General features: G+C 70.6%; 17 protein-coding genes. 8 read left to right on the plus strand and 9 right to left on the minus strand.

Annotated features, from left to right (window positions below; all coding sequences use genetic code 11):
* Positions 1-37 precede the first annotated feature (37 nt).
* The 3 genes from ACZ3OF_RS29155 to ACZ3OF_RS29165 all read left to right on the plus strand — a co-directional run bounded on the left by ACZ3OF_RS29155 (position 38) and on the right by ACZ3OF_RS29165 (position 2,822).
* On the plus strand, positions 38-1,024 hold the full coding sequence (locus tag ACZ3OF_RS29155) for an NUDIX hydrolase (RefSeq protein WP_467307729.1): 987 nt from the start codon (positions 38-40) through the stop codon (positions 1,022-1,024).
* Complete coding sequence (locus tag ACZ3OF_RS29160; RefSeq protein WP_361677124.1) at positions 1,021-1,851, plus strand: MBL fold metallo-hydrolase; 831 nt, start codon at positions 1,021-1,023, stop codon at positions 1,849-1,851. Before ACZ3OF_RS29155 ends, ACZ3OF_RS29160 begins: the two co-directional genes overlap by 4 nt.
* A gap of 86 nt (positions 1,852-1,937) precedes the next feature.
* Positions 1,938-2,822, plus strand: a complete 885-nt coding sequence (locus tag ACZ3OF_RS29165; protein ID WP_361677120.1) for a prohibitin family protein — start codon at positions 1,938-1,940, stop codon at positions 2,820-2,822.
* Between the two features lie 79 nt (positions 2,823-2,901).
* On the opposite strand, the gene ACZ3OF_RS29170 is transcribed toward ACZ3OF_RS29165, so the two are convergent.
* Positions 2,902-3,576, minus strand: a complete 675-nt coding sequence (locus tag ACZ3OF_RS29170) for a Crp/Fnr family transcriptional regulator (RefSeq protein WP_015034542.1) — start codon at positions 3,574-3,576, stop codon at positions 2,902-2,904.
* 301 nt (positions 3,577-3,877) lie between these two features.
* On the opposite strand from ACZ3OF_RS29170, the gene nth reads away from it, so the two are divergent.
* From nth to ACZ3OF_RS29185, 3 genes are read left to right on the plus strand one after another with little or no spacing between them, the layout of a single operon-like run.
* Positions 3,878-4,876, plus strand: a complete 999-nt coding sequence (gene nth / locus ACZ3OF_RS29175) for an endonuclease III (protein WP_467307732.1) — start codon at positions 3,878-3,880, stop codon at positions 4,874-4,876.
* 60 nt (positions 4,877-4,936) lie between these two features.
* Positions 4,937-5,653, plus strand: a complete 717-nt coding sequence (locus ACZ3OF_RS29180; protein WP_361677114.1) for an NUDIX hydrolase — start codon at positions 4,937-4,939, stop codon at positions 5,651-5,653.
* A gap of 57 nt (positions 5,654-5,710) precedes the next feature.
* Positions 5,711-6,910 carry a MarP family serine protease gene (locus ACZ3OF_RS29185; RefSeq protein WP_361677111.1) on the plus strand — a complete coding sequence of 400 codons (1,200 nt, stop codon included), beginning with the start codon at positions 5,711-5,713 and terminating at the stop codon, positions 6,908-6,910.
* 154 nt (positions 6,911-7,064) lie between these two features.
* On the opposite strand, the gene ACZ3OF_RS29190 is transcribed toward ACZ3OF_RS29185, so the two are convergent.
* The 6 genes from ACZ3OF_RS29190 to ACZ3OF_RS29215 all read right to left on the minus strand — a co-directional run bounded on the left by ACZ3OF_RS29190 (position 7,065) and on the right by ACZ3OF_RS29215 (position 15,094).
* Entirely contained in the window at positions 7,065-7,253 is a 189-nt protein-coding gene (locus ACZ3OF_RS29190) for a hypothetical protein (RefSeq protein WP_361677108.1), read from the minus strand.
* A gap of 99 nt (positions 7,254-7,352) precedes the next feature.
* Positions 7,353-8,297, minus strand: coding sequence for an alpha/beta fold hydrolase (locus tag ACZ3OF_RS29195; RefSeq protein WP_361677105.1), 945 nt, complete (start codon positions 8,295-8,297; stop codon positions 7,353-7,355).
* Positions 8,294-8,791 carry a phage holin family protein gene (locus ACZ3OF_RS29200; protein ID WP_361677102.1) on the minus strand — a complete coding sequence of 166 codons (498 nt, stop codon included), beginning with the start codon at positions 8,789-8,791 and terminating at the stop codon, positions 8,294-8,296. Before ACZ3OF_RS29200 ends, ACZ3OF_RS29195 begins: the two co-directional genes overlap by 4 nt.
* 37 nt (positions 8,792-8,828) lie before the next feature.
* Positions 8,829-10,232, minus strand: a complete 1,404-nt coding sequence (gene nhaA / locus ACZ3OF_RS29205) for a Na+/H+ antiporter NhaA (RefSeq protein WP_361677099.1) — start codon at positions 10,230-10,232, stop codon at positions 8,829-8,831.
* Positions 10,233-10,479: 247 nt separating this feature from the next.
* On the minus strand, positions 10,480-12,435 hold the full coding sequence (acs, locus tag ACZ3OF_RS29210; RefSeq protein WP_361677096.1) for an acetate--CoA ligase: 1,956 nt from the start codon (positions 12,433-12,435) through the stop codon (positions 10,480-10,482).
* A 193-nt stretch (positions 12,436-12,628) separates the two neighbouring features.
* Positions 12,629-15,094 carry a SulP family inorganic anion transporter gene (locus tag ACZ3OF_RS29215; RefSeq protein WP_467307738.1) on the minus strand — a complete coding sequence of 822 codons (2,466 nt, stop codon included), beginning with the start codon at positions 15,092-15,094 and terminating at the stop codon, positions 12,629-12,631.
* Positions 15,095-15,407: 313 nt separating this feature from the next.
* Here ACZ3OF_RS29215 and ACZ3OF_RS29220 point away from each other — a divergent pair, with 313 nt between their 5' ends.
* Positions 15,408-16,697, plus strand: coding sequence for a polysaccharide deacetylase family protein (locus ACZ3OF_RS29220; RefSeq protein WP_361677090.1), 1,290 nt, complete (start codon positions 15,408-15,410; stop codon positions 16,695-16,697).
* Between the two features lie 88 nt (positions 16,698-16,785).
* Here ACZ3OF_RS29220 and ACZ3OF_RS29225 read toward each other — a convergent pair whose 3' ends face one another.
* Positions 16,786-17,772 carry an ATP-binding protein gene (locus ACZ3OF_RS29225; protein WP_361677086.1) on the minus strand — a complete coding sequence of 329 codons (987 nt, stop codon included), beginning with the start codon at positions 17,770-17,772 and terminating at the stop codon, positions 16,786-16,788.
* 102 nt (positions 17,773-17,874) lie between these two features.
* On the opposite strand from ACZ3OF_RS29225, the gene ACZ3OF_RS29230 reads away from it, so the two are divergent.
* On the plus strand, positions 17,875-18,702 hold the full coding sequence (locus ACZ3OF_RS29230) for a Fic family protein (protein ID WP_361677083.1): 828 nt from the start codon (positions 17,875-17,877) through the stop codon (positions 18,700-18,702).
* Between the two features lie 411 nt (positions 18,703-19,113).
* Here the strand turns inward: ACZ3OF_RS29230 and ACZ3OF_RS29235 are convergent, their stop codons facing one another.
* Positions 19,114-19,980: an HAD family hydrolase gene (locus ACZ3OF_RS29235; protein WP_361677080.1), complete on the minus strand. Its 867-nt coding sequence runs from the start codon at positions 19,978-19,980 to the stop codon at positions 19,114-19,116.
* Between the last annotated feature and the right edge of the window lie 377 nt (positions 19,981-20,357).

Consider the following 20,357-nt stretch of genomic DNA (forward strand, 5'->3'; position numbering starts at 1 on the left):
TCTCGTGCATCCGGGTAGTTGCGCATACCATCCGGCCATGTCGAATGGTCAGTGGTACCCACCGGAATGGCCCGACCGCATCCGCGCTCTCGCCGTGGGCGAGCTCACCCCCGCGACACCCAGGCGGGCCGCCACGGTCCTGCTGCTGCGCGACGGTACGGACGGGCCGAGCGTCCACATGCTGCGCCGCCGCGCCTCCATGGCCTTCGCGGGCGGCGCGTACGCCTACCCCGGCGGCGGTGTCGATCCACGCGACGAACACCCGGTGCGCTGGGCCGGGCCCTCCCTGGAGACGTGGGCCGCTCGCCTCGGCGTCACGGGTACGGAAGAGGCGCAGGCGATCGTCTGCGCGGCCGTGCGCGAGACGTACGAGGAGGCGGGCGTGCTGCTCGCCGGGGAGACCGCCGACTCCGTGGTCGGGGACACCACCGGCGACGACTGGGAGAAGGACCGGGAGGCGATGGTCGCCCGTGAGCTGTCCTTCGCCGACTTCCTCGACCGGCGCGGACTGGTGCTGCGCTCGGACCTGCTCGGCGCGTGGGCGCGCTGGATCACTCCGGAGTTCGAGCCCCGGCGGTACGACACCTGGTTCTTCGTGGCCGCCCTGCCTGCCGGCCAGCGCACCCGCAACGCGTCGACGGAGGCCGACCGCACGGTCTGGATCCGCCCGGCGGAGGCCGCGGCCGGTTACGACCGGGGTGAGCTGACGATGATGCCGCCGACGATCTCGACCCTGCGCGGGCTCACCCGCTTCGGCTCGGCCGCCGAGGCGCTGGCCGCGGCCGCGGGCCAGGACCTCACTCCCGTACTGGCGCAGGCGCGCCTGGAGGGGGACGAGCTGATCCTGAGCTGGCCGGGCCATGACGAGTTCACCAAGCACATCCCGACCGAGGGCCCGGCTGCGGCGGGTCCCGCCTCCGGTGCCGAGGGCCCGGACGCGCCCGCTCCCGGTGCCGAGGGCCCGGGGCCGGCTTCCGGTGGCGGGGGTACGGGACCCGCTTCGGGGCGCGGGGGTGCGCGATGACCGACGCCGCCGCGCTGCCCGGGCAGCCCCGGGGCGGAGCCCTCTCCGGGCCCGCGACCGCCCGCGCCGTCAACGTCCTGGCGCCGAACCCGTCCGCGATGACCCTGGACGGCACCAACACCTGGATCGTCTCCGAGCCCGACTCCGACCTCGCCGTCGTCATCGACCCCGGCCCGCTCGACGACGGGCACCTGACGCATGTCGTCGAGACCGCGGCCGAGCTCGGCAAGCGCGTCGCGCTCACCCTGCTCACGCACGGCCACCCGGACCACGCCGAGGGCGCCGGCCGGTTCGCCGAGCTGACCGGGACTCATGTGCGGGCGCTGGACCCGGCGCTGCGACTCGGTGACGAGGGGCTGGCCGCCGGGGACGTCGTCACGGTCGGCGGTCTGGAGCTGCGGGTCGTGCCGACGCCCGGCCACACCTCCGACTCGCTCTCCTTCCATCTGCCCGCCGACCGCGCCGTCCTGACGGGCGACACGATCCTGGGGCGCGGCACGACGATCGTGGCCCATCCCGACGGACGCCTCGGCGACTATCTGGACTCGCTGCGCCGGCTGCGCTCGCTCACGGTCGACGACGGTGTCCACACCGTGCTGCCTGGCCACGGGCCGGTCCTGGAGGACGCCCAAGGGGCGGTGGAGTTCTATCTCGCGCACCGCGCCGGCCGCCTCGCGCAGGTCGAGACGGCCGTCGAGAACGGCCTCCGGACCCCGTCGGAGGTCGTCGCCCATGTCTACGCGGACGTGGACCGCTCGCTGTGGCCGGCCGCCGAACTCTCCGTACGGGCCCAGCTGGAGTACCTGCGGGAGCACGGACTGATCTGACCCCTCCTTCGAAGGCTCGCGGGTTCGTGTCTTACGCTCCGCTTACTTCGCATACCGCACGACCGTAGCCCTCGGGGGGAACGCCCATGTTCGTCATAGCCATCCTGCTGCTCATCGCGGCAGTGGTGCTCTTCTTCGTCGCCCGCTCCAACGATTCGAAGGGGCTGAAGCTCGGTGCGCTCGGCGCCGTCATCGCCGGCGCCTTCTCGCTGGTCGCGAGCATGACGTACGTGGTCAGCGCGTACGAGGTGGGCGTCCCGGTCGCGTTCGGCAAGGTGGGTGCCCCGATGACCTCGGGCATGCACGTCAAGTCGCCGTTCACCGACGTCACGACCTTCTCCACCCGCCCCGTCGACCTGAACCTCTCCGACAAGGACGTGGTCGAGGTCCGTTCCTCGCAGGGCGGCGTGATGGAGGTGGAGGTGACCGTGAAGTGGGCGGTCACGCCGGCCAAGTCGGTCGAGCTGTACCGCCTCGCGGGCAGCGAGGAGTCCATCCAGCAGCGCCTGGTCTACCCGGACAGCCGGGAGATCGTCCGCAACGTCTTCGCCCGCTACACGAGCGAGCAGGGCTACGCCACGGACCGCGAGAAGATCAACGCCGAGATCGGCACCCTCATCAAGGAGCGGCTGGCCCCGCGCGGGATCGACGTCACGGCGGTCAACCTCCGCAACGTGAAGCCCTCGAAGGCCCTTCAGGACCAGATCGACCGCAAGATCCAGCAGCAGCAGGCGACCGAGCGCGCCACGGAGGCCGCCCGCACGGCCAAGGCCGAGGCCGACCGGCGCCGTATCGAGGCCGAGGGCATCGCCCGCGCCAACAAGATCCTCAACGAGTCGCTGACCGACAAGGTCCTGATGAACCAGTGCATCGACGCGTACAAGGAGGCCGCGGCGAAGAACCCGGTGTACGCGGTTCCGTGCGGCGCCGCCGGCGGAAACCCGCTGATCGTGGACGGCACGAAGCGGTAGTCACCCCTGGCACGCGAGAAGGCCGCCCGGTCCACGACCGGGCGGCCTTTCTCGTACGTGCGGAGTCGCGTGGCGCGAGCTACCGCGAGCGCTTCGCGAGGCGCTCGACGTCCAGCAGGATCACGGCGCGGGCCTCCAGGCGCAGCCAGCCGCGCTGGGCGAAGTCCGCCAGGGCCTTGTTGACCGTCTCGCGGGAGGCGCCGACCAGCTGGGCCAGCTCTTCCTGGGTGAGGTCGTGGACGACGTGGATGCCCTCCTCGGACTGCACGCCGAAGCGGCGCGACAGGTCGAGGAGCGCGCGGGCGACACGGCCCGGCACGTCGGAGAAGACCAGGTCGGACATCTGGTCGTTGGTCTTGCGGAGCCGGCGGGCGACCGCGCGCAGCAGGGCGGTGGCCACCTCGGGGCGGGCGTTCAGCCAGGGCTGGAGGTCACCGTGGCCGAGACCGAGCAGCTTGACCTCGGTCAGCGCGGTCGCGGTGGCGGTGCGCGGGCCCGGGTCGAAGAGGGAGAGCTCACCGATGAGCTCTCCGGGGCCGAGGACGGCGAGCATGTTCTCGCGGCCGTCGGGGGACGTGCGGTGGAGCTTCACCTTGCCCTCGGTGACCACGTACAGGCGGTCGCCGGGGTCTCCCTCGTGGAAGAGCGCGTCGCCACGGGCGAGCGTCGCTTCACTCATCGAGGCGCGCAGCTCCGCGGCCTGCTCGTCATCGAGCGCCGCAAAGAGCGGGGCGCGCCGCAGAACGTCGTCCACGAGTTCTCTCCTATGTCGACCTGCTCAGGGGACCTTGATCCCATGATGCCGGACGCACAAAACAGTGCGATCAATCACAACAAGTTTGACGTACCGAACCGCCCGTCCGTACGTCAGGGGCCCGATTGGGTCGTGATCGGCCATGCCCAGAGCGGATGTCGGTGGTGGCGCTTAGGCTGGCCGGGTGTCCAACTCGCCGGTGAGAGCGCAGGCCAAGGGGGCTGGAAGAGTGTCGGCCAAGGGTAATTCCGCTGTGGGCGAACAGGGTGCGCCGAAGCGGACAAATGCCACGAAAGACCCCGTGAAGGCCGCTGAGAAGCCCGCAAAGCGGCCCGCGAAACGGTCCTCCACGAAGCCCGCGACGAAGACGACGGTGAAGGCCGCCAAGAGCCCCGCGGCACAGAAGACGGCCGCGAAGGCGGCTCCCAGGGCGGCGACGGCGAAAGCGGCTCCGAAGTCCGCCGCGGCGGCGAAGGCCGCTCCGACAGCCACGCGGGCTTCCCGCGCGAAGCCCGCGAAGCCGGAGTCCCGGCTCGCGATGGTCCGCCGCGCCCGGAAGATCAACCGGGAGCTCGCCGACGTCTTTCCGTACGCCCATCCCGAACTGGACTTCCGGAACCCCTTCGAGCTGCTCGTCGCCACGGTCCTCTCCGCCCAGACGACCGACCTGCGGGTCAACCAGACCACTCCCGCGCTCTTCGCGAAGTACCCGACGCCCGAGGACCTGGCCGCCGCCGTCCCCGAGGAGGTCGAGGAACTCATCAGGCCCACCGGCTTCTTCCGCGCCAAGACCAAGTCGATCATGGGCCTCGCCGCGGCCCTCCGGGACGACTTCGGCGGCGAGGTCCCCGGCCGCCTCGACGACCTCGTCAAGCTGCCCGGTGTGGGGCGCAAGACCGCCTTCGTCGTCCTCGGCAACGCCTACGGCGTGCCCGGCATCACCGTCGACACCCACTTCATGCGCCTCGCGCGCCGCTGGAAGTGGACCGAGAGCGACGACCCGGTCAAGATCGAGGCCGAGGTCGCCGAGATCTTCCCGAAGAGCGAGTGGACGATGCTCTCGCACCGGGTGATCTTCCACGGCCGCCGGATCTGCCACGCCCGCAAGCCCGCCTGCGGCGCCTGCCCGATCGCCCCGCTCTGCCCGGCGTACGGAGAGGGCGAGACCGACCCGGAGAAGGCCGCGAAGCTCCTGAAGTACGAGAAGGGCGGCTTCCCGGGCCAGCGCCTCAATCCGCCCCCGGACTACCCGGGCCGCCCGGCCGCCCCCGCTCCCGGTGTGGCCCCGGGGGCCGAATGAGCCGAGGCCGGAGGGAACGAACCCACGCACGGATCGCGTTGTGAAACATCGGGGGTGCCTATGACGCGCACGGAAGAAGAGACCGGGGAGACGACCCACGGCGTGGGGACCGGCGGGCTGCTCACGCGGGACGGGCTGCCCGGCTGGCTCGCCCCCGTCGACCGGGCGGCGCGCACCGTCGAGCCCGAGCAGCTCAGCCGCTTCCTGCCGCCCGCGAGCGGGGCCGGCCGCCAGTCCGCCGTCCTCATCCTCTTCGGCGAGGGCGAGCGCGGCCCCGAGCTGCTCCTCATGGAGCGCTCCGGTTCGCTGCGCTCCCACCCCGGTCAGCTCTCCTTCCCCGGCGGCGCCTTGGACCCGGAGGACGGCGATCCGTCCGACGGAGGTCTGCTGCGGGCCGCCCTGCGCGAGGCCGAGGAGGAGACCGGACTCGACCCCTCCGGCGTCCAGCTCTTCGGCGTCCTGCCCCAGCTCTACATCCCGGTCAGCAGCTTCGTCGTCACCCCCGTCCTCGGCTGGTGGCGCACTCCCAGCCCGGTCGGGGTCGTCGACCCCGCCGAGACCGCCCGGGTCTTCACCGTCCCCGTGGCGGATCTCACGGACCCCGCCAACCGCGCGACCACCGTCCACCCCAGCGGTCACAAAGGCCCCGGGTTCCTCGTCGCATCCGCTCTGGTCTGGGGTTTTACGGCCGGAGTGATCGACCGGCTCCTCCACTACGCAGGCTGGGAGCAGCCGTGGGACAGGGCCAAGCAGGTCCCGCTCGACTGGCGCTCATGACAGGCTGAACCCCCGGAGCCCGGGGCGACCGAAGACGAATCTGCGAGGCTATTGACGGTGAACGTGCTGGACATCTTGTTGCTGCTCGCCGCCGTGTGGTTCGCGATCATCGGTTACCGCCAGGGATTCGTGGTCGGCATCCTGTCGGTCGTCGGCTTCCTCGGCGGCGGCCTCGTCGCCGTCCTGCTGCTCCCGGTCGTCTGGGACTGGCTGACGAACCACGCCGAGGTCTCCACCACGGCGACGGTCGTCTTCGTGGTCGTCGTGATCGTCTGCGCCTCCGTCGGCCAGGCCTTCACCACCCACCTCGGGAACAAGCTGCGCCGGCACATCACCTGGTCACCGGCGCGCGCCCTGGACGCCACGGGCGGCGCGCTGGTCAACGTGGTCGCGATGCTCCTGGTGGCGTGGCTGCTCGGCTCGGCGCTCGCCGGCACCTCGATGCCCACGCTCGGCAAGGAGGTGCGCAGCTCCAAGGTGCTGCTCGGTGTCGAGCAGGTGATGCCCGATCAGGCGTCCACCTGGTTCACGAACTTCACCTCGACGCTCGCCCAGAACGGCTTCCCCCAGGTCTTCAGTCCGTTCGCCAACGAGCCCATCACCGAAGTCAGGCCGCCGGACCCGGCGCTCGCCGGGAGCCCGGTCGCCGCCGAGGCCAAGCGCGCCATCGTCAAGGTCGTCGGTACGGCCCCGAGTTGCGGCAAGGTCCTCGAAGGCACCGGTTTCGTCTTCGACAACCGCCGGGTCATGACCAACGCCCATGTGGTCGGCGGCGTCGACGAGCCGACCGTCCAGATCGGCGGCGAGGGCAAGCTGTACGACGCGAAGGTCGTCCTCTACGACTGGCAGCGCGACATCGCCGTACTGGACGTGCCGAACCTGGACGTCAGGCCGCTGGAGTTCACCGAGCAGGATGCCCGCAGCGGCGACAGCGCGATCGTCGCGGGCTTCCCCGAGAACGGCTCGTACGACGTCCGCTCGGCGCGCGTCCGAGGCCGTATCAGCGCCAACGGTCCGGACATCTACCACCGCGGCGAGGTGCGCAGGGACGTCTACTCCCTGTACGCGACGGTCCGTCAGGGCAACTCCGGCGGCCCGCTGCTCACCGAGGACGGCAAGGTGTCAGGCGTGATCTTCGCCCGCTCGCTCGACGACAGGAACACCGGTTACGCCCTGACGGTCGACGAGATCCGGGACGACATCGTCCAGGGCCGCGCGGCGACGCAGCAGGTCGACAGCCAGGGATGCGCGCTGTAGGCGGATGCGTGCTGCTGCGCCGCGGCGGTCGGGCGTCCGGGTCTCGGGTACGTGTGAACCCGGCTGGCGTCCGGCCTCCGGCGTGGCGTGAACCCGGCGGGCGCCCGGTCCCGGGTGTGCGTTCGGTCCCGGGTGTCCTGAGCCGGGCGCGCGCTCAGTCCCGGGTGTGCCTGAGCCGGGCCGAGACCCAGCGGGCCCGGCGGCGCAGGATGTGCGGGATGCCGATGCCCTGCACCGGATGCGAGCGACCCTGTTCCTGCGGGCCGCTCCTCTCGTGTGAGCCCGGCCCAGCGGCCGAGCGGCGGTTGCGTACCGTGTCACCGTAGTCGTGCGTCCAGCCCATACCCCGACGTCTGCCCGTGGCCCAAGGTCGGTAACCGCCCAGGGGCCCGCCAATTGGAGTATGCGCCGGGCACATGGCCGTTCGTGGAACGGCCGTTCGTCACCGGTCGGGCTCGGGGTCCTTCAGCCAGTTGATGAGCTCCGTGGAGAACGCCACCGGGTCCTCCTCGTGGGGGAAGTGCCCGAGGCCGTCGAAGAGCCGCCAGCGGTACGGCGCTTCCACGTACTCGCCCGAACCGGCCGCGCTCCGCGTCCGCATCGCCGGATCCATCGATCCGTGCAGGTGCAGTGTCGGTACCCGCACCGGGCGCTTCATACGCCGGTTGAACTGGATGCCGTCGGGCCGTGCCATGGACCGCACCATCCAGCGGTACGGCTCGATCGAGCAGTGCGCCGTCGACGGGATGCACATCGCCCGCCGGTACACCGCGAGCGCCTCCTCGTCGGGCAGCCTCGGGCCCGACCAGTCCTCGATCAGCCGCGCGACCAGGGCCGCCTCGTCGGCGACGAGCTGACGTTCCGGCAGCCACGGGCGCTGGAAGCCCCATACGTACGATCCGGCGCGCGACTGGGAGAAGTCGGAGAGCATCGCCGAGCGCCAGCGGCGCGGGTGCGGCATCGAGGAGACCGCGAGCCGGCGCACCAGCTTCGGCCGCATGACCGCGGCCGTCCAGGCGAGGTAGCCGCCCAGGCCGTGGCCGACCAGCGCCGCGTCCGGCTCGCCCAGGGAGCGGACGACGCCGGTGATGTCGAGCGCCAGGTTGGCGGGGTCGTAACCCCGGGGCGTACGGTCGCTGCCGCCCACGCCCCGCAGGTCCATCGCCACGGCCCGGAAGCCGGCGTCGGCGAGAGCAGGCAGTTGGTGGCGCCAGGTCCACCAGAACTGCGGGAAGCCGTGCAGCAGCAGGACGAGCGGCCCGTCGCCCATCTCGGCGATGTGGAAGCGCGCGCCGTTGGCGGCCACATCGCGATGGGTCCAGGGCCCGTCGATCCGTACGGGGCTGCCGACGGGGCCGCTGCCGTTGCTGCTCTCAGGGACGGTCATGTGGACGAGCGTCCCACAGCGGCGACCTTGTCCTGGACCGTGGCGGGCAGCGCCGCCCGTTCGGGGCGGGGGTGCGGCTTGGCGTTCTGCAGGATCGCGGCCGTCTGCTTGGCCGACTTGATGGACTTCTCCGGCGGCTTGACCTTCTTGAACTTCGCGTAGGCCAACAGCCCGAGCAGCCCCGCCAGCAGCACGTTCGCCGCGAAGGAGAGCAGGAAGCACCAGGCGAGGTTCCACCCGCCCTCGCCGTTGTGGCCGCCGGTCCAGGTGTTGATGCCGTAGGCGAGCGCGAAGCTCAGCATCGGCAGCGAGAAGAGGAGCACCGTGGCGGCGGCCGTGCCGGCCGCACCGCCGATGGCGCCCCGCTTGACGTCCTGGCGGATCTCGGCCTTGGCCAGGGCGATCTCGTCGTGCACCAGCGCGGACATCTCGGCGGTCGCCGAGGCGACCAGCTGACCGAGGCTGCGCTCGGCTCCGTTGACCGGGTCGCTCATCGCTGCTCCCTCTTCTCTTCTACGGTCCGACCTCAGATCATGCCGGACTGTCGCCGTCATCGCGCGATGCCCCCGCCAGTTGGGCGCGCTCGCGGTGCTCGGCGGCCTTCTTCTCGTAGATCTCGGCCATCCGCAGGTGGTACTCCGGGTTGTCCTCCTCGTAGATGTCCGGAATGCCGTCCTCGTCCTCGTCGCGCTCCTCATCCGCGAGCAGCGCCTCGTACTTCCGTACCCGCAGCTTGAGCAGGATCGTCGCCACGACGGCGGCCGTGAGCGAGCCGATCAGGACGGCCGCCTTGACCTCCTCGGTGAGGGTGGGGTCGCCCTCGAAGGCCAGCTCGCCGATGAGCAGTGAGACGGTGAATCCGATGCCTGCGAGGGAGGCGACGGCGAAGACGTCCGGCCAGGCCAGGTCGCTGTTGAGCTCCGCCTTGGTGAAGCGGGCCGCGAGCCAGGTGCCGCCGAAGATGCCGACGGTCTTGCCGACGACGAGGCCGAGGATCACACCGAGGGTGACCGGGTTGGTCGAGACCTCGGCGATGGACTTCCCGGTGATGGTCACGCCCGCGGAGAACAGCGCGAACAGCGGCACGGCCAGGCCGGCGGAGAGCGGCCGGACCAGGTGCTCGATGTGCTCGCCGGGGGAGTGTTCCTCTCCTTCCCGCTTGGTGCAGCGCAGCATCAGGCCCATGGCGACACCGGCGATGGTGGCGTGGACGCCGCTGTTGTACATCAGGCCCCAGACGACCAGGGCGAGCGGGACGTAGATGTACCAGCCGCGTACGTTCTTGCGCAGCAGCAGCCAGAAGACCGCGAGGCCGGCGAAGGCGCCGCCGAGCGCGGCGAAGTTCAGATCGCTGGTGAAGAAGACCGCGATGATCAGGATCGCGAAGAGGTCGTCGACGACGGCGAGCGTGAGCAGGAACGCGCGGAGTGCGGACGGCAGCGAGGTGCCGATGACGGCGAGGACCGCGAGGGCGAAGGCGATGTCCGTGGCGGTGGGCACGGCCCAGCCGTCCATGGAGCCGCCGCCGATGAGATTGGTCAGGGCGTAGACGAGGGCCGGTACGGCCATGCCGCAGAGCGCGGCGACGACGGGGAGCGCGGCGGCCTTGGGTTCGCGCAGCTCGCCCGCGACGAGTTCCCGCTTGAGCTCGATGCCCGCGACGAAGAAGAAGATCGCGAGGAGGCCGTCGGCCGCCCAGTGCTGGATGGAGAGGTCCAGGCCGAGGGCTGCGGGGCCGATGTGGAAGTCCCGTACCGTGTCGTAGCTGTCGCTGAGGGGGGTGTTCGCCCAGACGAGCGCGACGACTGCGGCCACGAGCAGGAGCACGCCACCGACGGTCTCGGTGCGCAGCGCGTCGGCCACGAAGTTTCGCTCGGGCAGCGACAGACGGCCGAGGAACTTGCGGTCGGTGGGGGCGGGTGCGGGCGCGGGCACGGGCGGCGACCTCCGGTCGGTTGGGCAGCACAAAGCACATGCCGACCAGACTTCCCGGCGCACCTAGGTATTTCTGTCGCGTCTCCGACGCGATCTTTACTTTACCTAACGAGCGGGGATTGTGTCCGGTGATCTGCACTTTAAGGACAGAACCGCGCTCCGGCCCGTTGTGGACACGGACGGCACATACGGCACAGCCCGCCCCACGAGACGTGGGGCGGGCTGCCGATCGACACGGGCCTGCGGCTCAGTCCTCGCTGGACGCGCTCGGGAGCTTCGTCTGGATGAGGTCCATGACGGAGGAGTCGGTCAGCGTCGTCACGTCGCCGAGCTCCCGGTTCTCCGCCACGTCCCGCAGCAGCCGCCGCATGATCTTGCCGGAACGGGTCTTCGGCAGCTCCGCCACCGGCAGGATCCGCTTCGGCTTGGCGATCGGGCCGAGCGTCGTGCCGACGTGGTTGCGCAGCTCCGCGACGAGCCCCTCGTCCTCGCTCGCCGTACCGCGCAGGATCACGAACGCGACGATCGCCTGGCCGGTCGTCTCGTCGGCCGCGCCGACCACCGCCGCCTCGGCGACGGACGGGTGCGAGACGAGCGCCGACTCGACCTCGGTGGTGGAGATGTTGTGCCCCGAGACGAGCATGACGTCGTCGACCCGGCCGAGCAGCCAGATGTCGCCGTCCTCGTCCTTCTTCGCGCCGTCGCCGGCGAAGTACTTGCCCTCGAAGCGCGACCAGTACGTGTCCAGGAACCGTTGGTCGTCGCCCCAGATCGTGCGCAGCATCGACGGCCACGGCTCGGTGAGGACCAGGTATCCGCCGCCCCCGTTCGGTACCTCGTTCGCGTCGTCGTCGACGACGGTGGCGGAGATGCCGGGAAGCGGGCGCTGGGCGGAGCCCGGCTTGGTCTCGGTGACGCCCGGCAGCGGCGAGATCATCATCGCGCCGGTCTCGGTCTGCCACCAGGTGTCCACGATCGGGGTCTTGCCGGCGCCGATGTGCTCGCGGTACCAGACCCAGGCCTCGGGGTTGATCGGCTCGCCGACCGAGCCCAGCACGCGCAGGCTCGACAGGTCGAACTTCGCGGGGATGTCGTCGCCCCACTTCATGAACGTACGGATCGCGGTCGGCGCCGTGTAGAGGACCGTGACGCCGTACTTCTGGACGATCTCCCAGAAGCGGCCCTGGTGCGGGGTGTCCGGGGTGCCCTCGTACATGACCTGCGTCACGCCGTTGGCCAGCGGACCGTACGTGATGTACGAGTGTCCGGTCACCCAGCCGATGTCGGCGGTGCACCAGTAGACGTCGGTCTCCGGCTTGAGGTCGAAGACGGCGTGGTGGGTGTACGCCGCCTGGGTGAGGTAGCCGCCGGAGGTGTGCAGGATGCCCTTGGGCTTACCCGTCGTACCGGAGGTGTAGAGGATGAAGAGCGGGTGCTCGGCCTCGAACGCCTCGGGGGTGTGCTCGGTGGACTGGCGGGCGACGACGTCGTGCCACCACACGTCACGGCCCTCGGTCCACGCCACGTCCTGGCCGGTGCGGCGGACGACGAGGACGTTGCCCACCTTGTCGGTGCGGGTGAGGGCCTCGTCCACGGCCGGCTTGAGGGCGCTCGGCTTGCCGCGGCGGTAGCCGCCGTCGGCGGTGATGACGAGCTTGGCGTCGGCGTCCTCCACGCGCGTGGCGATGGCGTCGGCGGAGAAGCCGCCGAAGACCACGGAGTGCGCGGCGCCGATGCGGGCGCAGGCCAGCATCGAGACGACGGCCTCGGGGATCATCGGAAGGTAGATCGCGACCCGGTCGCCCTTGGTGACGCCCAGCTCGGTCAGGGCGTTGGCGGCCTTGGAGACCTCGTCCTTGAGCTCGGCGTAGGTGATGGCCCGGCTGTCGCCCGGCTCGCCCTCGAAGTGGATGGCGACCCGGTCGCCGTTGCCCGCCTCGACGTGGCGGTCGACGCAGTTGTACGCCACGTTGAGCGTGCCGTCGGCGAACCACTTGGCGAACGGCGGGTTCGACCAGTCGAGGGTCTCCGTCGGTGCGGTGGCCCATGTGAGCCGCTTCGCCTGCTCGGCCCAGAAGCCAAGCCTGTCCGCCGCGGCCTGCTCGTACGCATCCGCCGTCACGTTGGCGTGCGCGGCCAGCTCGGCCGGCGGCGCGAACCGCCGCTCTTCCTTCAAGAGGTTGGCCAGGCTTTCGTTGCTCACGACATCTCCCTTTCCCAGGGCGTCCTATGTGCCTATGTGTCCCGCGTCATAGCTCATCAGTCAGATGCCCGGGTGACAAGAGTCTCCAGGAAATTGGTTTAGACCTATGGGGTGCGGGCGTGCGGTGGCCCCTCCCTCCCGAGCGGTGGGAAGAAGGGGCCATCCAGTCTCACGGACGGGAGGGAGGGAAGGTTCAGGACGCGCGGACCGTCGACCGTTCCTTGATCGAGGATGGTGTGTTCCTGTCGCGGGAGGGCGTGTTCCTTGCGTGCGACGGACCGGACCGGCCGGACCAACCGGACGGGCCGGAGGACTCGGACGGCTCGGACGGTGCCGCCGACTCGGGCGGTCGCGCCAGCTCGGACGGTGCGACCCTGTCGAAGACGTCCTCGGTGCGGTGCTGCTCGTCCGGCCCGGCCAGCAGGTACGCCTGGGCCTCGCCCACGTGGAAGTACATCCCGTGCAGCGTCAGCGAGCCCTCGGCGAGCCGCCGCGCCACCGGCTCGTACGCCCGCAGGTGCTCCAACTGCTGCACCACGTTGGTCAGACAGAGTTGCTCCACCGCGTCGGCCGGCAGCCGTCCGGAGATCCGGGCCCAGGCGTGGCTACGGCTGGCCATCCGCTCGAGGCTGGGCAGCCCGTGGCGCAGCCACCGCCGCAGCGGGGTCGGTGGGGCGTCCGGTGTGCTGGTCAGGAGGGCCTGCATCGCGCCACAGCCGGAGTGTCCGCAGACGGTGATCGACTGGACCCGCAGCACCTCCACCGCGTACTCGATCGCCGCCGCCACCGAGTCGTCACCGCTCTCCTCGCCGGGCAGCGGTACGAGGTTGCCCACGTTCCGCACGGTGAAGAGGTCGCCCGGCCCGCTGGAGGTGATCATGCTCGTGACCAGCCGGGAGTCGGCGCAGGTGAGGAAGAGCTGCGAGGGGCGCTGGCCCTCGCGGGCGAGGCGCGCGAGCTCGTCCCGTACCAGAGGTGCCGTGTTGCGCTGGAACTTGCCGATGCCGCTCGCCAGTTGATGCCCGGTCGTCCGGGCCCGCGTCTCGCCGGTGGGCGTGTGGTGCTCGCCGCAGTGGTTGCGCCACGGGGTCCAGGGGCGGCAGCAGGCGTGCGAGGCCGTGTCGTGCTCGGCGATACGGGCCCCGGCCGGGCCGCTCATCTCGACCGCGCCTCCGTGCCGCACATGGCTCATCTGCCAGTCGTGCAGGGTCTCGTAGGCGGCGTGGTCCATGAAGGACCCGTCCAGTTCGACGACCACCCGGGCTCCTTGGGGTAGTTGGTGCAGGGCCCGGCTCAGCCGGGGTACGGCGAGGAAGGTCAGTTGCCCGCGGATGCGCACCAGGTGGCGGCCGTCCCGCTCCTCGCGGGTGATGCGGGTCTTGGTGAGACGGTGCATGGCGACGGCCGTGGCCACCGCGATGCCGAGCGCGACACCTTCGAGGATGCCGATGAGGACGACCCCGCTGAGCGTCACCGCGTACACGAGGACCTCGCGGTGCCGGGTGACGCTGCGGATGTGGGTGATGCTCACCATCTGGATGCCGACGACCATGACGAGCGCAGCCAGCGCGGGCAGCGGGATCAGGTCGAGGACGGGGACGAGGAAGAGCGCCGCCAGCACGATCCACAGGCCGTGCAGCATCGTGGAGTTGCGGCTCACGGCGCCCGCGGAGACGTTGGCGACGCTCCGCACCGCGACCCCGGCGACCGGGAGGCCGCCGAGGGCGCCGGAGACGACGTTCGCCGCTCCCTGGCCCGCCAGTTCGCGGTCGAGCCGGGACCGGGGCACGCCGTGGCCGTGGTCGGCGCGGGCGGCGATCAGCTTGTCCACGGCGACGGCCGAGAGCAGCGACTGCACGCTGGTCACCAGCGTGATGGTGAGGACGCCGGCCGCGATGCCGAGGACGGGGCCCTCGGGCAGTCCGGGCAGGGCGTGGCTGCTCCAGGAGGGCAGGTCGACGCGCGGGACGGCGAGCCCGGCCAGCGTGGCGGCGGCGGTCGCGGCGGCCACGGCGGCCAGGGCGGCCGGGATCCTTCGTAGCAGCCGTCCCGTACGGCCGGGGAGGCGTGGCCACAGCAGGAGCAGGCCGACGGTGAGGGCGCTGATGACCAGCGCCGCCGGATGGACGTCGGCCAACTGGGCGGGCAGGCCGATGACGTTGTCCACGGCGGAGCTCTGGGGGGTGCCGCCGAGCACGATGTGCAGCTGCGCGAGGGCGATGGTCACACCGATGCCGGCCAGCATGCCGTGCACGATCGCGGGGGAGACCGCGAGTGCGGAGCGGGCCACCCGCAGGGCGGAGAGGCCCAGTTGGGCGAGGCCGGCGAGGACGGTGATGGCGCAGGTGGTGCGCCAGCCGTAGATCTGGATCAGTTCGGCGGTGACCACCGTGAGGCCTGCGGCGGGGCCGCTGACCTGGAGAGGCGACCCGCCGAAGCGGCCGGCGACGATGCCGCCGACGGCGGCGGCCACCAGACCGGCCTGGAGTGGCGCTCCGGTGGCGAGCGCGATTCCGAGGGAGAGCGGCAGCGCGATCAGGAAGACGGCGATCGAGGCGGAGACGTCGGCGCCCGCGATGCGGAAGCGGCGCGCCGGCCCGTCGGGCGGGCTGTGCGGGCGCTGGTCGGGGGTGCGGCGGATGGGTGGGCAGAGGGTCATGTGTTCCCGTCTCCTCCGGGGCGGCGCGGTCGCGGCTCGTGCGGGACGAACTGGGGGTCGCGGCCGTGGGGCACGGCGTGCAGTGGCGGGATGTTGTGCGGTGGCGGGATGGCAGAGCGAGTATCAACGCTCGGTAAATGGATCGTAATGGAGAGTAAAGTCTCCGGCATTATTTTCGGGGCAAACAGGGCAATGATTCACCGGTTGGGGTGACAGGTGCCGCCCATTCCGCTTGTCGTTTCATCATTCCGGTCTCCGTGGTGCGACGTTGACGCCGCTCGCAGCCGTACGGAATCCGAGGAGAGGTGGGCGGATGTCAGCCGCCGGGAGAAGGACCACTGTCCGCAGAAGGGCACTCGCCGCTGGTGCCCTCACCGTCGCCCTGATCACCGGGCTCGCCGGGTGCTCCGAGTCCAGGGCGCCGGGCAAGCCGCACGACGCCGCCGGGGCGAAGGAGCCGGTCGCGGCCCCGCCGAACGCGGTGCGTCTGATCGGCGACGGCTCGACCGCGTTCACCGGCGCCCAGCCCCGCCAGCCGGTCTGGCAGAAGCTGAAGCCGGGTGAGAAGCCACCGCAGTTCGTGGTCTTCTCCTGGGACGGCGCGGGGGAGGACAGCCAGAAGCTCTTCTCCCACTTCCGCAAGGTCGGCGAGAAGTACGACGCGACGATGACGTACTTCCTCAGCGGCGTGTATCTCCTTCCCGAGGAGAAGCGCAAGCTCTACGACCCGCCGCAGCACAACGCCGGCAGCTCGGAGATCGGCTTCAACGACACCGAGGGCATCCGTGCCACCGTCCGGGAGCTGCGCGGAGCCTGGCAGGAGGGCAACGAGGTCGGCACGCACTTCAACGGCCACTTCTGCGGGCCGGAGAGCGGCGTCGGCAACTGGTCGGTCGAGGACTGGAAGAGCGAGATCAGCCAGGCCAAGTCCTTCGTGAAGAACTGGAAGACGAACTCCGGTCTCACCGCCGAGCAGCCGCTCCCCTTCGACTACGACAAGGAGCTGGTCGGCGCCCGCACGCCCTGTCTGGAGGGCCGCGAGAACTTCGTGAAGGCCGCGTCCCAGCTGGGCTTCCGCTACGACACCAGCGGCGTCAACGACCAGATCTGGCCCAAGAAGGACCACGGGCTCTGGGATCTGTCGATGCATCTGGTCCCGGTGCCCGGGCGCCAGTTCCAGACGCTCTCCATGGACTACAACTTCATGGTCAACCAGTCGGGCACCAGGACCCAGGGTGACCCGGCCATGCACGAGTACTGGGGCAACCAGATGCGCGACGGCCTGGTGCAGGCCTTCAACCGCTCGTACCACGGCAACCGGGCGCCGGTCATCATCGGCAACCACTTCGAGTCCTGGAACGGCGGCACGTACATGCGTGCCATCGAGGAGACCATCGCCACGGTGTGCGTGCAGAAGGACGTGGAGTGCGTGTCCTTCCGGCAGCTCGCGGACTGGCTGGACGCGCAGGACCCGGCGGTGATCGCGAAGATGCGGACCCTGAGGGTCGGCGAGGCCCCGAAGGGCGGCTGGACGGCCTTCCTGTCCGACCCGCAGCCCCTCGCGTCGCCCCAGCCGGCCCTGAAGCAGCCGGCGAAGGACTGACGGCGCGGGACCGACCTTCCGGCGGCGGCCGCCCGCCTCGCCCGGGGGCGGGGCGGCGGTCGCCGTAGGGGCCGTGGTGGTGGCAGCGTCAGCTGGGCTGGGGCACCGGCAGGGCCTCGCCGAGGACGAAGCCGGGGTCGACCTGGGCCGCCAGGTCGACCCCGGTCTTGGCGTTGCCCCAGCTCTCCGCGTTCCTGAGGTGGAAGTGGACCATCTGGCGCGTGTACCGCTCCCAGTCGCGGTGCGCGTACGAGTCCTCCGCCGCGTTCTGGAGCGCCTGGAGCGCCATCCGGTTGTCCACCTCGAGCAGTTCGAAGCGGGACGGGCGGCCCTTCTCCATGCCGCGGACCCAGTCCGAGTGGCCCACCGTCACCAGCAGGTCGTCGCCCACCTCTTCGCGCAGGAAGTCCAGGTCGTCCTGGCCCTGCACCTTGTTGCCGACGACCTTGAGGGCGACGCCGAAGTCCCGCGCGTACTCCTTGTACTGGCGGTAGACGGACACTCCCTTACGGGTCGGCTCGGCGACCAGGAACGTCATGTCGAAGCGGGTGAACATCCCGGAGGCGAAGGAGTCCGAGCCCGCCGTCATGTCGACGACCACGTACTCGTCCGGCCCGTCGACCAGGTGGTTCAGGCACAGCTCCACCGCACCCACCTTGGAGTGGTAGCAGGCCACCCCGAGGTCCGACTCCGTGAACGGGCCCGTCGCCATGAGCCGGACGTCTCCGTCGTCCAGGCGGACGGTCCGCGCGCACGCGTCGTACACCGGGTTGTCCTCGCGGACCCGCAGCAGCCGCGAACCCTCCCCGGGCGGAGTCGTCTTGATCATCGAGTCCGCCGAGGCGATCCGCGGGTTCGAGCCGCGCAGATACTCCTTGATCAACGGCAGGTGCGCCCCCAGCGCGGGCAGGCGGGCCGCCTCGATCTCGTCGAGCCCGAGCGCGGCCCCGAGGTGCTGGTTGATATCGGCGTCCACCGCGACGACGGGCGCTTCATTGGCGGCGAGGTGGCGGATGAAGAGCGAGGACAGCGTGGTCTTCCCGCTGCCGCCCTTCCCTACGAAAGCGATCTTCATGTTCACGAAGCGTAGCGTCACGATCGCGCCGAGTGGTCGAGGTCCGTGAAGAAGACCACTCCAACGTGGGGCGGGCGCCCCGGGCGCGTAGCCTCCCTACTTATGAGTACGCACGCCTCTGACCCCCTGGCCGCCCTCGGCTCCCTGCCGGGCGTCGCCGACTCGGTGGACTCCGTACGCAAGGCTGTCGACCGGGTCTACGGGCACCGCGTGATGCGGCGCCGCAGCAACGAGATCACCTCCGAGGCCGCCCTGCGCGGGGCGCGCGGTTCGGCCGCGCTGTCCGGCGCCGACTGGGCCCTGGAGGAGGTCCGCCGACGGACCGACTTCGGCGGCGACGCCGAGGCGCGGACGGTGGGCGCGGCCCTGCGGCTGGGCGCGGAGGCGGGCCAGCTGCTCTCCATCTGGCGCCAGTCGCCGCTGCGGGTGCTCGCCCGACTGCACCTGGTCGCGGTCGGCGACACCGCCGACTTCGGGGACTCCGTCGGCAGGCCCCGGCAGGCCGGCGAAGCGGTCGACGAGCCGCTGATCGAGGCGCCGCTGCCGGACCCGGCGGAGGTCGCGGGACGGCTCGACGGCCTCTCGGAACTGATCATCGCGGGCGGTACGGCCCCGGCGCTGGTGACGGCGGCCGTGGTGCACGGCGAGCTGCTCGCGCTGCGCCCGTTCACCTCGTACAACGGGCTGATCGCCCGGGCCGCGGAGCGGATCGTGCTGATCGGCAGCGGGCTCGACCCCAAGGCCATCTGCCCTGCCGAGGTCGGCCACGCGGAGCAGGGTCGGGCGGCGTACGTCGCCGCCTTCGAGGGCTATGTGTCGGGGACGCCGGAGGGCATGGCCGCATGGATCGCGCACTGCGGGCGGGCCGTGGAGCTGGGTGTGCGGGAGTCGACGGCCGTCTGTGAGGCGCTCCAGCGCGGCGCGGCCTGAGCGAGCGCGGCGGCGCGGCCTGAGCGAGCGCGGCGGCGCGGGCTGTGTGAGTCCGGCTGGCAGGGCCGACTGGGCGGGCACGCTGACCAGGTTTGCCGAACGGCCTGTGCAAGGCGCCTGAACAGGGTTGCGGCGGTACCAGTCCTGGTACCGCCGCTGGCACGTCTGCCGAGTTACCAAGCGTCCTCGATATGTGCCCATCAAGCGGGGAACTTTGCCCATCGCCTGGTGCGGCTGGCCCGTAATCGACGGGTCGACGTCGCGTGGGTGCTCAGTTTCTGTGCATGGTCCGTGGGGCCTTCTTGCTCAACAGGTGATCCTCTCGGATGTCCTAGGTCTCGCGGGCCTGATTCCTTTCTACTCCTGTCGGGTGGGAAGCGAAAGTGCTGGATCCACTTCTTTACTTTCGTCTCAAATCCGGGCAAAGCGATCGGCAAGAGCGGAGTGGCGCCGGCGGTTGGCGTACCAGACCAGTCCGGCGGTCGCGGCGGCGGCGCCCACGGCCGCGACGGCCAGGAGCGCGGGGCGCGGCGGCATCCGGAATCCCGGCAGTCGCTGCTTGAGGCGGACCGGCTTCTCGAAGAGCAGGATCGGCCAGTCCCGGGCGGTGGCCTCCCGGCGGAGCGCCCGGTCGGGGTTGACCACGTAGGGATGGCCGACGGACTCCAGCATCGGTACGTCCGTCGCCGAGTCGCTGTACGCGTAACAGCGTGAGAGGTCGTAGCCCTCCGACTCCGCGAGCTCCCGGACCGCCTCCGCCTTGGTGGGCCCATAGGCGTAGTACTCCACCTCTCCGGTGAAGCAGCCGTCGTCGCCGACGACCATCCGGGTGGCGACGACCCGGTCGGCGCCGAGCATCTCGCCGATCGGCTCCACGACCTCGGCGCCCGAGGTCGAGACGATCACGACGTCCCGTCCGGCGGCGTGGTGCTCCTCGATGAGGGAGGCCGCCTCGTCGTAGATGATCGGGTCGATCAGCTCATGCAGGGTCTCGGCGACCAACTCCTTGACCTGCGAGACGTTCCATCCTTTGCAGAGCGCGGAAAGATATTCGCGCATCCGCTCCATCTGATCGTGGTCGGCGCCGCCCACGAGGAAGACGAACTGGATGTAGGCCGTCCGCAGGACGGCGCGGCGGTTGATCAGTCCGCCTTGGTAGAAGGACTTGCTGAAGGTCAGCGTCGAGGACTTCGCAATGACCGTCTTGTCCAGGTCAAAGAAGGCGGCTGTGCGCGGCATCGAGTGGTTTTCCACGAGCCGAGCATAGGTGCCCGCCATTCGGCGTACGCTCGGGCGTGTGGGTTTGCCTGAGAAGGCTCTCGGGTACACCATGGAAGTCACGGATCGTTCGCGACCGTGCTAACCCGGTCCGGCTCCTCCCCCCCCGAGTCGGCCGGAGAGACGACCCCCGCTCTCCCCCCCGGCGGGGGTCGTCGCATGTCCGGACGCGTTTTCGTCCGCCGGATCCTCATGTCTCCCCCTCTCGTCGGCCTTGCGGCCGCGACGGCGTGATGCGCCTGTTTCGTCACTCAGCGTAGTGGTCGCGGTGCTCTCCGGGTATCGCTGGTATGGGGCACGGGGATATTCACAACGGCGGAGTTATCCACAGTTTTTGAGCAAGATCCACACGATTTCCGGGATGGCGCCACGGTGAT

This window comes from Streptomyces sp. NPDC022552 (genome assembly GCF_055561875.1).

Coding starts and splice junctions, on each gene's coding strand:
- ACZ3OF_RS29155 (WP_467307729.1), top strand. CDS start 38: ATGTCGAATGGTCAGTGGTACCCACCGGAATGGCCCGACCGCATCCGC.
- ACZ3OF_RS29160 (WP_361677124.1), top strand. CDS start 1,021: ATGACCGACGCCGCCGCGCTGCCCGGGCAGCCCCGGGGCGGAGCCCTC.
- ACZ3OF_RS29165 (WP_361677120.1), top strand. CDS start 1,938: ATGTTCGTCATAGCCATCCTGCTGCTCATCGCGGCAGTGGTGCTCTTC.
- ACZ3OF_RS29180 (WP_361677114.1), top strand. CDS start 4,937: ATGACGCGCACGGAAGAAGAGACCGGGGAGACGACCCACGGCGTGGGG.
- ACZ3OF_RS29190 (WP_361677108.1), bottom strand. CDS start 7,253: ATGGGCTGGACGCACGACTACGGTGACACGGTACGCAACCGCCGCTCG.
- ACZ3OF_RS29195 (WP_361677105.1), bottom strand. CDS start 8,297: ATGACCGTCCCTGAGAGCAGCAACGGCAGCGGCCCCGTCGGCAGCCCC.
- ACZ3OF_RS29200 (WP_361677102.1), bottom strand. CDS start 8,791: ATGAGCGACCCGGTCAACGGAGCCGAGCGCAGCCTCGGTCAGCTGGTC.
- ACZ3OF_RS29215 (WP_467307738.1), bottom strand. CDS start 15,094: ATGACCCTCTGCCCACCCATCCGCCGCACCCCCGACCAGCGCCCGCAC.
- ACZ3OF_RS29220 (WP_361677090.1), top strand. CDS start 15,408: ATGTCAGCCGCCGGGAGAAGGACCACTGTCCGCAGAAGGGCACTCGCC.
- ACZ3OF_RS29225 (WP_361677086.1), bottom strand. CDS start 17,772: ATGAAGATCGCTTTCGTAGGGAAGGGCGGCAGCGGGAAGACCACGCTG.
- ACZ3OF_RS29230 (WP_361677083.1), top strand. CDS start 17,875: ATGAGTACGCACGCCTCTGACCCCCTGGCCGCCCTCGGCTCCCTGCCG.
- ACZ3OF_RS29235 (WP_361677080.1), bottom strand. CDS start 19,980: ATGGCGGGCACCTATGCTCGGCTCGTGGAAAACCACTCGATGCCGCGC.